Source organism: Brevundimonas sp., assembly GCF_018608325.1.
Classification (GTDB): domain Bacteria; phylum Pseudomonadota; class Alphaproteobacteria; order Caulobacterales; family Caulobacteraceae; genus Brevundimonas.
The window spans coordinates 1-11,177 of sequence record NZ_JABAZW010000060.1 but is presented as its reverse complement, the minus strand read 5'-3'; the positions used below and the strand labels follow the sequence as shown (position 1 = coordinate 11,177).

General features: G+C 64.9%; 11 protein-coding genes and 1 pseudogene. 8 read left to right on the top strand and 4 right to left on the bottom strand.

What is annotated here, in order from left to right; translation table 11 throughout:
* Nucleotides 1–281 (bottom strand): annotated as a pseudogene (locus QZ281_RS06330) (N-acetylmuramoyl-L-alanine amidase); the annotation flags it as partial.
* Nucleotides 282–796: 515 nt separating this feature from the next.
* Between QZ281_RS06330 and QZ281_RS06325 the strand changes: the two are divergent.
* The 4 genes from QZ281_RS06325 to QZ281_RS06310 are packed head-to-tail and all read left to right on the top strand — an operon-like array spanning nucleotide 797 to nucleotide 6,374.
* Nucleotides 797–3,544: a ribonuclease E/G gene (locus QZ281_RS06325; RefSeq protein WP_292226058.1), complete on the top strand. Its 2,748-nt coding sequence runs from the start codon at nucleotides 797–799 to the stop codon at nucleotides 3,542–3,544.
* Between the two features lie 58 nt (nucleotides 3,545–3,602).
* Complete coding sequence (locus QZ281_RS06320) at nucleotides 3,603–5,003, top strand: M48 family metalloprotease (protein ID WP_292226056.1); 1,401 nt, start codon at nucleotides 3,603–3,605, stop codon at nucleotides 5,001–5,003.
* Between the two features lie 32 nt (nucleotides 5,004–5,035).
* Nucleotides 5,036–5,812 carry a thioredoxin domain-containing protein gene (locus QZ281_RS06315; RefSeq protein ID WP_292226054.1) on the top strand — a complete coding sequence of 259 codons (777 nt, stop codon included), beginning with the start codon at nucleotides 5,036–5,038 and terminating at the stop codon, nucleotides 5,810–5,812.
* Nucleotides 5,813–5,837: 25 nt separating this feature from the next.
* On the top strand, nucleotides 5,838–6,374 hold the full coding sequence (locus QZ281_RS06310; RefSeq protein WP_292226052.1) for a CDP-alcohol phosphatidyltransferase family protein: 537 nt from the start codon (nucleotides 5,838–5,840) through the stop codon (nucleotides 6,372–6,374).
* On the opposite strand, the gene QZ281_RS06305 is transcribed toward QZ281_RS06310, so the two are convergent.
* The gene (locus QZ281_RS06305) at nucleotides 6,371–7,153 is read right to left on the bottom strand and encodes a thiazole synthase (protein ID WP_292226049.1); all 783 of its coding nucleotides are present in this window, start codon (nucleotides 7,151–7,153) and stop codon (nucleotides 6,371–6,373) included. The two genes, QZ281_RS06310 and QZ281_RS06305, sit on opposite strands and share 4 nt — an antisense overlap.
* A 60-nt stretch (nucleotides 7,154–7,213) precedes the next feature.
* Nucleotides 7,214–7,441, bottom strand: a complete 228-nt coding sequence (gene thiS / locus QZ281_RS06300; protein WP_292226047.1) for a sulfur carrier protein ThiS — start codon at nucleotides 7,439–7,441, stop codon at nucleotides 7,214–7,216.
* Between the two features lie 311 nt (nucleotides 7,442–7,752).
* Between thiS and aroQ the strand changes: the two genes are divergently transcribed.
* From aroQ to aat, 4 genes are read left to right on the top strand one after another with little or no spacing between them, the layout of a single operon-like run.
* The gene (aroQ, locus tag QZ281_RS06295) at nucleotides 7,753–8,199 is read left to right on the top strand and encodes a type II 3-dehydroquinate dehydratase (RefSeq protein WP_292226045.1); all 447 of its coding nucleotides are present in this window, start codon (nucleotides 7,753–7,755) and stop codon (nucleotides 8,197–8,199) included.
* 46 nt (nucleotides 8,200–8,245) lie between these two features.
* Nucleotides 8,246–8,734: an acetyl-CoA carboxylase biotin carboxyl carrier protein gene (gene accB, locus QZ281_RS06290; protein WP_292226043.1), complete on the top strand. Its 489-nt coding sequence runs from the start codon at nucleotides 8,246–8,248 to the stop codon at nucleotides 8,732–8,734.
* A 9-nt stretch (nucleotides 8,735–8,743) separates the two neighbouring features.
* A complete protein-coding gene (gene accC, locus QZ281_RS06285) occupies nucleotides 8,744–10,096 on the top strand; it encodes an acetyl-CoA carboxylase biotin carboxylase subunit (protein WP_292226041.1) in 1,353 nt (450 codons plus the stop codon).
* Entirely contained in the window at nucleotides 10,066–10,773 is a 708-nt protein-coding gene (gene aat, locus QZ281_RS06280) for a leucyl/phenylalanyl-tRNA--protein transferase (protein ID WP_292226039.1), read from the top strand. Before accC ends, aat begins: the two co-directional genes overlap by 31 nt.
* Here aat and QZ281_RS06275 read toward each other — a convergent pair.
* On the bottom strand, nucleotides 10,770–11,177 hold a 408-nt coding region (locus QZ281_RS06275), incomplete at its 5' end, for a DUF2155 domain-containing protein (protein WP_292226037.1). The two genes, aat and QZ281_RS06275, sit on opposite strands and share 4 nt — an antisense overlap.

Here is an 11,177-nt window from a genome sequence, read left to right as displayed (position 1 = left end):
CCGCCGTTGGCGTCGACACGGTACGAGCGCACCAGCCCCGAACCGCCGCCATCCAGGCCCCGCCCCGTCGCCACGCCCGACAGCGCTACAGTCACGCGGCCGTCTGCGCCGGTGTCGATGACACGGCCCTGAGCCGATTTCTCCAGATCAATGACGACGCGCGTGCGATCGCCGTCAGCGCCGAACCGAATGCCCAGCACCTCTCCGCTCGATCCCCATGCGAGGCCGCGCGTAGCGAAAAGACCGACAGAGCACATGACGACGAAGGCCAGGGCGGTCATCGCCCATTCCTTCACGCCCCAGCGTGCAACTCCCGACAAAAAGCGACCGCTCATCCCGACGACGAACCCACCACACCGTTTACTGAGCCGCCTTATCGCCCGGCTCTCGTATTCAGGGGGTTAAGGCGAACGTCTTTTAATTCACGTTTGTCATGACTATGCTGTGACCGCTCGCGAACCGATCGCGCCTCTTCGCTGTTGTGAAGATCGGCGCGCCCTCCTCGCGGCGCTGACTTTCACCAATCCTAGAACCGCCCCGGCATAGCCGATGGTTCGAAGAGCGGACCATGGTCGCGGCCTCTCGTGCCTACACGAGATTGGCGCGCCTGGTTCAGGACCGACGACTTCCATGGGCCCTTACGCCTGCACCCCCCAACGGCTTGTTCAAGCCAGCTTCGCCGATCTCGGCGAGGGGATGTTGCACGCCCTGGCCCCTTCCCCCGTTCGGCGAGCCGCCACGACCCTGACCAGTTTGCTGGGAGGGCGGGCCTGCGCGCGCCAGAGAGAGACTTTCAATGTCAAAGACAATGCTGATCGATGCGGCGCATCCGGAGGAGACCCGGGTCGCCATCGTGGATGGACGGCAAATTGAGGAATTCGATTTCGAATCCCGCGCGAAGCGCCAACTTCGCGGCAACATCTATCTCGCCAAGGTCACCCGCGTAGAGCCCAGCCTGCAGGCGGCCTTCGTTGAATATGGCGGCAATCGCCACGGCTTCCTGGCCTTCAACGAAATCCACCCGGACTATTATCAAATCCCGGTCGCCGACCGCGAAGCCATCATGGCCGAAGCGCACGACGACGATGATGACGACGATCTGGGCCGCGAGTCCGGCGACGACGAGGCCGATCCCGAAACCGCTCTGGCGGACGAGGAGCGCCTGAAGCGCCGCCTGATGCGTCGCTACAAGATCCAGGACGTCATCAAGCGCCGCCAGATCCTGCTGGTGCAGGTCGTCAAGGACGAGCGCGGCGCCAAGGGCGCCGCCCTGACCACCTGGCTGTCGCTGGCTGGCCGCTACTGCGTCCTGATGCCGAACACCGGCAAGGGCGGCGGCATTTCGCGCAAGATCACCAACACCTCTGACCGCCGTCGCCTGAAGAGCGCCGTCGCGGCGCTGGACGTGCCGCAGGGCATGGGTCTGATCATCCGCACGGCGGGCGCCAAGCGCACCAAGGCCGAGATCAAGCGCGACTATCAATATCTGCTGCGGCTGTGGGAGACGATCCGCGAGACGACCCTCGCCTCCAACGCCCCGTCGATGATCTACGAGGAAGAGAACCTCGTCCGCCGCGCCGTGCGGGATATGTTCGACAAGGACTTCGACGGCATTCAGGTCGAGGGCGTCGAGGGCTTCAAGGAAGCGCGCGACTTCATGCGCGTGCTGATGCCCGCCCAGGCCAAGAAGGTTCACCTGTATCGCGGTTCGCGGCCCCTGTTCGCCGCCAACGGCATCGAAGAACTGCTGACCCAGATTCACCAGCCGGTCGTGCCGCTGAAGTCAGGCGGCTATCTGGTCATCAACCAGACCGAGGCCCTGGTGGCCATCGACGTCAACTCTGGCCGCGCGACCAAGGAACGCAACGTCGAGCAGACGGCGTTCAAGACCAATATGGAAGCCGCCGTCGAGGCCGCACGCCAACTGCGCCTGCGCGACCTTGCCGGTCTGGTCGTCATCGACTTCATCGACATGGATGAGGGCAAGAACAACCGCACCGTCGAGCGTGTGCTGAAGGAGGCCTTGGCCGCCGACCGCGCCCGCATCCAGATGGGCCGCATCTCGCCGTTCGGCCTGATGGAGATCAGCCGTCAGCGCCGTCGTCTGGGCGTGATCGAAGGCGCGACCGAGGCCTGCCCGCACTGCCAGGGCTCGGGCCGCATCCGTTCGGCCGAATCCGCCGCCCTGATGACCCTGCGCGCCGTCGATATCGAAGCCGGCAAGAACGGCGCGGGCGTCGTGGTGCTGAAGGTCTGCATCGCCGTCGGCCTGTACATCCTGAACCACAAGCGCGCCTATCTGCAGGACCTGCTGGAACGTCGCGGTCTAAACGTCATCGTCCAGATCGATGACAGCCTGGGTCAGGGCGAACACAACATCGATCGCACCGAGACGAACGAAGACTTCGTCGCACCCGAGGTCGAACTGCCCAACCTGGACGACGACTTCGACGCCTCCCTGTTCGAAGATGAAGACGAGGACGGCGACGACGAAGAAGTCATCGGCGACGATGACGATGAAGACGAAGACTCGCTGGAGCGCGAGGACAGCGACGACGACGAACCCCGCGAACGCGCCGAGCGCGCCGAATCCGGTGGTCGCGGTCGTGGCCGCAACCGTCGCCGTCGTGGCGGTCGTCGCGATGAAGAGGCGACCGACGCACCGGAAGCCCTCACCGTCGAAGACGCTTCGGACGATGAAGAAGACGAGAACGGCCGTCGCCGCCGCCGTGGCCGTCGTGGCGGTCGCCGCGTTCGTGAGGATGGCGAGCGCGACGTCTATACCTGGGTGCGCGGTCGTACGCCGTCGCTGGACGATCCTTATGTCTGGTTCGACCCGCTGAACCCGGGCCGGCCTGAGCCGCGTCAGGAACGCGCCGAGCGCCCAGCAGCCGCCGAAGCCGAAGTCGAAGGCTTGAATGCCGTCGTCGCCGAAGACACGAGCGAAGAAGGCGGTCGTTCGCGTCGCCGTCGTCGTCGCGGCCGTGGTCGCGGCGGAGACGCAGCGCACGAGCAGAAGGTCGAAAACCGCGCCACAAACGAAGGCATGGCGCCGGACGGTTCATCCGACACGCCGATGGCCGTGGTGATCACGCCGACTGAAGACGCGGTTGAGGCCGATACACCCGCCATCGCGCCTGAACCGCAGCGCCGTCGTGTTCGCCGCAAGTCGGCCAGCGCCGAGGCTGCAACCCAGGTCGCCGCCGAGGTCGAAGCCAAGGCTGAGCCCGAAACGGTTGCGGAGCCTCACGTCGAACCGCATCCCGACACGGCTATCGAGTCGAACGAAGCGCCGGTCGAAGGCACGCCGGTCCAACTGGACGTCACGCCAGAAACAGCCTTTGCTGTCGAACAGGCGCTGGCGCAAACCGTGCATGAACCCCAGCCTGCTTTCGTCGACCTGGCGTCCGTCGAACCTGTGGTCGTCAGCGAACCCGTCGTCGCACCTCAGACTGAGGTCGATGTTCAGGCCATAATCGCCGAAGACCCGAACCAGATTGTCGCACCACCCGCAAAGCCCAAGCGTGGGTGGTGGCGCCGCTGATCGGTCACGATTAGACTGCCAGTATGCCGACGGGGGTCGATCGTTACCGGAGTGCGCCATGACGTGGCTTCCTCGATCTGCAACCCGTCTTCTGGCGGCGGCGGCAACGGGCCTGATGGTCCTTGTCGCCGCTGGCCAGGCCTCCGCCCAAAGCATGATCCGCGACACCGAGATCGAAGGGATCATTCGCGGCTGGGCCGACCCGGTTTTCGTGGCCATGGGCCTGAACCCGTCGGACATCGAAGTCCTGCTGGTCAATGACAACGATCTGAACGCCTTTGCGACCCGTGGCCGGATCATGGGCGTCAACACCGGCCTGATCCTGCGCACCAAGAACCCCAGCGAACTGCTGGGCGTCATGGCCCACGAAGCGGGCCACATCAAAAACCGCCACACCCTGCGCGATGGCGCCCAGAACGCGGGCAAACAGCCCATGTTCATGACCATGGCTCTAGGCGCCCTGGCCATCGCCGCAGGCGCGCCCGACGCGGGCGTGGCCCTGCTGGGCTCCAGCCAGTATTTCGGCACATTGGGCGCCCTGCACTATATGCAGAGCCAGGAGGGCGAGGCCGACCTGACCGGGGCCCGGGCGCTGGAAAGAGCCGGAGAAACCGGCGCGGGGCTCGTATCCTTCTTCGAAAATTTCCGATCACAGGAAGTCTTCTCCGACGCGCGCCGCTACCCCTATTTCCGCAGCCACCCCCTGTCGTCGCAACGGATCGAATCCATGCGTCGCTTCGTGCAGGAACAGCCGCACTACAGCCATCGTGACAGCCCGGAGCGCATGGCTCAGCACGCCCTGATCCTGGCCAAGATCCATGCCTTCATGGACCCGCCGAACCAGACCCTGCGGTCCTATCCGTCGACAGACACCTCCCTGCCCGGCCGCTACGCCCGCGCCATCGTCTGGTATCGCGACGGCCAGACCGACCGCGCCCTGACGGCGGTGGACGAACTGATCGCGGGCGACGAAACCAACCCCTATTTTCAGGAACTGAAGGGCCAGGTCCTGTTCGAGGAAGGCCGCCCGGTCGAGGCCGTGGTGGCTCACCGCGAGGCTGTTCGTCTGGCCCCAGACGCGCCCCTGCTGCGGGTCAACCTGGCCCACGCCCTGATCGAAACCAACGACCCCGCCAATCTGGACGAGGCCATCAGCCAGTTGAAACACGCCACTGTCGCCGAGAAGGACAACACCATGGCGTGGCGTCTGCTGTCCCAAGCCTATGCGTCCAAGGGGATGGAAGGTGAGGCGCGGCTGGCGTCGGCAGAGCTTTATTTCGCGGCAGGAGCCGAAAAAGAAGCCGTGCAGTTCGCCCTGCGTGCGCGCAGCATGTTGGAGCCGACCTCCATCGAATGGCGTCGCGCCATGGACATCGTCCTGGCCTCTGGCGCCACCCCTGCCGATATTCAGGACCTGGACCGCCGCGACGCCTTGCGCCGTCCGGCGACCCTGAACTGATCCCCCTTTCCCCCGACGACTGACGAGCCTTCATGACCGACGACGCCCCCGCGCCCGAAACCAAAGCCGCCCCTGCATCGAACTGGCTGACTGGCGCACGCGCCGGCTATCTGGCCCTCGGCGTGTCGGTCGTGGCGTTGGGCCTGGCCGCTGCGCCCTATTTCACCGGCGGCGAGAATGTGCGCGCCTATCTGTTGAAACACCCCGAAGTCCTGCAGGAAGCCAGCCAGGCGCTGCAGGAAAAGGGCGAGCAGGCCCGCGTGGACGAAACCAATCAGGCCGCCGCCGCCAACGCCGCCCTGCTGAAGCCCGACCCGCGCGACCCCAGCTTCGGCCCCGCCGACGCCAAGGTGACGGTGATCGAGTTCTTCGACTTCCGCTGCCCCGGCTGCAAGGCTGTGGCCCATGATTACCGCGCCCTGATGGCCGCACACCCGGAGGTTCGCTTCGTCTTCAAGGACTGGCCGATTCTGGACCGAGGCGAGGACGTGACCTCTCAGTACGCCGCCCGCGCGGCTCTGGCCGCACACCAGCAGGGCAAGTATCTGGAGGTCTATGACGCCCTGATGACCGAGCGTGCGCTGAGCATCGAGGCCATCGACCGAATTCTGGCTGAACACGGCGTAGACATGACCCGCGCCAAGGCGGCTGTCGCCTCGCCCGAGACGACCCGCCACATCGCCGATATTCACACGACGGCGGCCGCCCTGCGCCTGCAAGGCACCCCAACCTTCCTGATCAACGGCAAGGCCAGTTCCAGCATCGACCCGGCCGAAGTCGGCAAGATGATCGAAGCGGCGAAACGCTGACGTCATGATGCGCCGGGCGCCATGGATGCTGGTGATCTTCCGGCTTCTCGCGGCTCCGGCGCTGATCGCTCTGGGCCTGACGGCCCCACAGGCAGGCGTGATGGCGGCCGTCCTGCTGTCTCTAGCGGTGCTGTCGGACATCTTCGACGGCGTCATCGCGCGCAGGCTGCAGGTCGTCACGCCCAACCTGAGGCGCTGGGACGGACGCGCCGATGTCATCTTCTGGTTAGGCGCAGTTGTCGCGCTTGGCCTCATGCACCCCGAATTGATCCGGCTGACAGCGCCGCTGGTTCTGGCGCTTGTCGTCCTGGAGATGCTCAATCACGCCGTCAGCTTCGTCCGCTTCCGACGCGAGGCGTCGCCTCACCACTGGCTGTCCAAGCTGTTCTGCCTGTTCCTATGGGCCCTGTTCGTCCAACTGTTCGTCACAGGCGCGGCAGGGTCGCTGCTCTGGATCACCTTCGGCCTCGGCGTCCTGTCGCAGGTCGAAGCCTTCGTCATCACCCTGCGTCTGAAGGCGTGGCGCTGCGACGTTCCATCAGCCTTTAGGATGAAGGCCTAGATCAGTCCGGTCGTCGGCGACGATGGGGCGCCATACACCCGCTTGGGCATCCGCCCCGCCAGATAGGAATCCCGGCCTGCGAGAACCGCGTGTTTCATCGCGCGGGCCATGCGGATCGGATCTTGCGCCCCGGCAATGGCGGTGTTCATCAGGACGGCGTCGCAGCCCAGCTCCATCGCCAGCGTCGCATCCGACGCCGTGCCCAGACCGGCATCGACAACCACCGGCACCTTGGTCTGATCGACAATCAGCTTGATGTTTACGGGATTGAGCAGGCCCAGCCCCGAGCCGATCGGCGCCGCCAGCGGCATGATGGCCGCAGCGCCTGCGTCTTCCAGCTTGCGGCAATAGACGGGATCGTCAGTGCAGTAGACCATGACGTCGAAGCCGTCGGCCACCAGTAGCTTCAGCGACCGCAGCGTCTCTTCCATGTCGGGATAGAGCAGGTTGGGGTCCGACAGAACCTCCAGCTTGACCAGGTTCCAGTCGCCTGCCTCACGCGCCAGCCGCAGGGTCCGCACCGCGTCTTCGCCGGTGAAACAGCCCGCCGTGTTGGGCAGATAGGTGTACTGATCCGGCTTCACAAAATCGACCAGCATCGGCTGGGTCGGGTCCGACAGGTTCACGCGGCGCATGGCGACGGTCACCATCTCGGCGCCGGCAGCTTCGGCGGCGGCGGCGTTCTGGGCGTAGTCGACGTATTTGCCGGTGCCCACGATCAGGCGCGAGGTGAAGGTGCGGCCCGCGACGGACCAGGTTTCAGTAGCTGTCTCGGTCATGGCACTGACCTAGTCCCCCGGACGCGCGAAGCAAAGCGCGGTCACGGGATTTGATTGCAATCAGCCGCCGCCGACAAACTGAACCAGTTCGATCCGGTCACCCTCCGCCACCGTCGTGGTGGCGTGCAGGGACTTGGGCACGATTTCCAGATTACGCTCGACCGCCACCTTGCGCGGGTCCAGCGACAGCTCCTCGACCAGCGCCAGGATGGTGGCGGCCTGGACCTGGCGCAGTTCGCCATTCAGTTGGATCTGGTGCACGGCGTCTCTCCCGGCGGCTGTCAGCATCAGCGGGGGACATAGAGACAACCGCCCCGTTCCGCCAGCCGTTCAACCGACCTCGAACAGATAGGCGCAGATCACGACAGCGACGGCTGCACCCGCCGCCACGACGGAACGAACGATCAATTTGACGTCTTCGCGCATACTTCGCGCTCCTCGACGAGCGTCCCGAAAGCGGACGATTGATCAAATCCGTGCGAAATCTGCGCCATCCGCCTTACGTCAGGTAAGGTTCCTACTGCTAGACCGTTTGACCGACGGCCAGCCTCGGCTAAAAGGCCCCTCTTGTGCTGCGAAAGCGTCCGATTCCGGAATCCATGGCCGACACGCCTGTCATCTATGTGCTGAACGGCCCCAATCTGAACCTGCTCGGGGTTCGGGAGCCGGAAGTCTATGGCCGCGACACCCTCGCGGACATCGAGCAACGCTGCGTCAAAGCCGCTGGTGAAGCACGGATCGTCTTCCGCCAGAGCAATCACGAAGGCGTGCTGGTCGACTGGATTCAGGAAGCGCGTGAAAGCGCCGACGCCCTGATCATCAATCCGGCGGCCTATACCCACACCTCGGTCGCGTTGCACGACGCCCTGAAGACGCTGTCGATCACGGTGATCGAACTGCATCTGTCCAATCCGGCGGCGCGCGAAGCCTTCCGCCATCACTCCTATGTGTCGTCCGCGGCGACCGGCGTCATCGCCGGTTTCGGCGCGCACGGCTATGAACTGGCCGTCCAGGCGGCTCTCACCAAGGTCCGGGAACGCGCCTGAGGGCCGACCCGTTCACACTGAACACGAAAGACAAGGCGCAATTCCAATGGCCGATGACAAGAAACACGCCGAGATCGACGCTTCCCTGGTTCGCCAGCTGGCCGACATTCTCAACGAAACCGACCTGACGGAAGTCGAAGTCGAGCGCGGCGACCTGCGCATCCGCGTCGCTCGCGAAATCACAGTCAACGCCGCCCCGGTCCAGTACGCCGCCGCCCCTGCTGCGGTCGCCGCCCCTGTCGCCGCGGCTGCCCCGGTTTCCATGCCTTCGGACCCCGCCACCATCGTCGCCCGCGCGGGCGAAGAGGTGAAGTCGCCGATGGTCGGCACCGCCTATCTGCAGGCTTCGCCGGAAGCCCCGGCGTTCGTTCAGCCGGGCGACAAGGTCAAGAAGGGCCAGACCCTGCTGATCGTCGAAGCCATGAAGACGATGAACCCGATCCAGGCGCCGCGCGACGGCGTTGTGGCGGAAATCCTGGTCGGCGACGCTCAACCCGTCGAATTCGGCGAGCCGCTCGTCCTGCTGGAAGCCTAAGGCGCCCTGATGTTCACCAAGGTCCTCATCGCCAACCGGGGCGAGATCGCGCTGCGCATCCACCGCGCGTGCAAGGAGATGGGCATCTCCACCGTCGCCGTGCACTCGGAAGCCGACCGCGGCGCCATGTGGGTGCGTCTGGCGGATGAAAGCGTCTGCATCGGCCCCGCTTCGGCGGCCAAGTCGTATCTGAACATCCCCTCGATCATCGCAGCCGCCGAAATCACCGGCGCGCAGGCGATCCACCCCGGCTACGGCTTCCTGTCCGAGAACGCTCGTTTCGCCGAGATCGTCGAGGCCCATGGCCTGACCTTCATCGGCCCCAAGCCCGAACACATCCGGGTCATGGGCGACAAGATCAGCGCCAAACAGACCGTCAAGGACGCGGGCATCCCCGTCGTTCCCGGCTCTGACGGCGAGGTCGAAACCGTCGAGGCCGCCATCGCGGCGTCCAAGGCCATCGGCTTCCCGCTGATCGTCAAGGCGGCGGCAGGCGGCGGCGGACGCGGCATGAAGGTCGCCATGACGCCCGACGATCTGGTCGAAGCCGTTCAGACCGCCCAGTCCGAGGCCAAGGCCGCCTTCGGCAATGGCGCCGTCTATATGGAGCGTTACCTCCAGAAGCCACGCCACATCGAAATCCAGGTCATCGCTGACAGCCACGGCAACGTCGTCCACCTGGGCGAACGTGACTGCTCGCTGCAACGCCGTCACCAGAAGGTGCTGGAAGAGGCACCCTCGCCCGCCCTGTCGGCTGAGGGTCGCAAGAAGATCGGTGAAACGGTCAACAAGGCCATCGCCGCCATCGGCTACCTGGGCGTCGGCACCATCGAGTTTCTGTGGGAAGACGGCGAGTTCTTCTTCATCGAGATGAACACCCGCCTGCAGGTCGAACACCCGGTCACGGAAATGATCACGGGCGTCGATCTGGTGCGCGAACAGGTCCGCATCGCCGCAGGTCTGCCGCTGTCCTTCACCCAGGAAGACATCACCTTCGAAGGTCACTCCATCGAGGTGCGGATCAACGCCGAGAACCCCGAGACCTTCACCCCGTCGCCGGGCAAGATCACCGACTTCCATGCACCAGGTGGTCTGGGCGTGCGTCTGGATAGCGCCATCTATGCCGGCTATTCGATCCCGCCCTACTACGACAGCCTGATCGGCAAGCTGATCGTGCATGGCCGCGACCGTGAAGAGGCCATTGCGCGCCTCAAGCGTTCGCTGAACGAGATCGTCATCGGCGGCGTCGACACCACCATCCCCCTGTTCCAGAAGCTGCTGCAGGAGCCGGATATTCTGTCCGGTGACTACGACATCCACTGGCTGGAGAAATGGGCCGCCCGTCAGAAGGCGCAGGCCTGACCGACCCCGATTTCAGCGCCAGCGGGCCTTACGGCGGCTTCGGCCCCGAAGACCTGCTGGCCTGTTATGCTCGGGGCGTATTTCCGATGGCCGAGGCGCGTGATGATCCACGCATCTTCATCATCGAGCCGGACCAGCGCGGCGTTATTCCGCTGGATGCCTTCCACATTCCCACCCGTCTGCGCCGCACTGTGCGTAGCGAACCGTTCGAGGTCCGCGTCGACACAGCGTTCGAAGCGGTACTGGACGGCTGCGCGGCGGTGCAGGGACCGGAACGCGAAGACACCTGGATCAATGCACCGATCCGACGCCTCTACGCCGCCCTGTTCGCCATGGGCCACGTCCATTCCATCGAATGTTGGAAAGAAGAACGGCTGGTCGGCGGCCTGTACGGCGTCTCGCTGGGCGGCGCATTCTTTGGCGAGAGCATGTTCAGCCGCGAACGCGACGCCTCAAAGGTGGCGCTGGTTCATCTGGTGGCGCGGTTGAGAAAAGGCGGCTGGCCCCTGCTGGATGCCCAGTTCCTGACGGAGCACCTCAGCCAGTTCGGTGCGGTCGAAACCCCGCAGGCGGCCTATCTGCGGCGTCTGAAACCGGCCCTTTCCGTAACACCGGATCAGGCCGCGCTTCTTGAAGTCATAGATGGGACCGAGGCTGTCGCGCTGGCGACCGCCTAGTTTTTGCAGCCCACGACCCAGGCGTCATAGTTGACGTTCTGAAGTCCGCTGACCGCAGGGGACGATGCGAACATCCAGCCACGGAAAATCTGACGCGGTTCGGCGCCTTGGGTGGAGCCGCGCGGCTGCACGGACACGTCCACATAGGCGATGGAGTCTTCAGTCAGCTCGTCCGGGGTCGTAACCTCACAGGCGCGAACGTTGAAGATCAGGTTCTGGTTGAAGCGAACCGGACGGCCGCCAACCTCGACCTCGAACTTCATGCTCTCGGCCGTCGTCTTGTCGATGGCCTGAATGACCGCGAACTTGCGACGCTGACGCCGGGCGGGCGTCGCCGGTTGTTCGATGGCCTTTTCGACCGGCGCGGCGATGACCTCATCAGCCACCTTCTCGACCGCCTCGTC

Bases quoted from the DNA above. Each gene is read 5' to 3' on its own strand.
- thiS (WP_292226047.1), bottom strand. From the start codon at position 7,441: ATGCTGACAGCCGCCGGGAGAGACGCCGTGCACCAGATCCAACTGAAT.
- QZ281_RS06310 (WP_292226052.1), top strand. From the start codon at position 5,838: ATGCTGGTGATCTTCCGGCTTCTCGCGGCTCCGGCGCTGATCGCTCTG.
- QZ281_RS06305 (WP_292226049.1), bottom strand. From the start codon at position 7,153: ATGACCGAGACAGCTACTGAAACCTGGTCCGTCGCGGGCCGCACCTTC.
- QZ281_RS06315 (WP_292226054.1), top strand. From the start codon at position 5,036: ATGACCGACGACGCCCCCGCGCCCGAAACCAAAGCCGCCCCTGCATCG.
- aroQ (WP_292226045.1), top strand. From the start codon at position 7,753: ATGGCCGACACGCCTGTCATCTATGTGCTGAACGGCCCCAATCTGAAC.
- accB (WP_292226043.1), top strand. From the start codon at position 8,246: ATGGCCGATGACAAGAAACACGCCGAGATCGACGCTTCCCTGGTTCGC.
- accC (WP_292226041.1), top strand. From the start codon at position 8,744: ATGTTCACCAAGGTCCTCATCGCCAACCGGGGCGAGATCGCGCTGCGC.
- QZ281_RS06325 (WP_292226058.1), top strand. From the start codon at position 797: ATGTCAAAGACAATGCTGATCGATGCGGCGCATCCGGAGGAGACCCGG.
- QZ281_RS06320 (WP_292226056.1), top strand. From the start codon at position 3,603: ATGACGTGGCTTCCTCGATCTGCAACCCGTCTTCTGGCGGCGGCGGCA.
- aat (WP_292226039.1), top strand. From the start codon at position 10,066: ATGGGCCGCCCGTCAGAAGGCGCAGGCCTGACCGACCCCGATTTCAGC.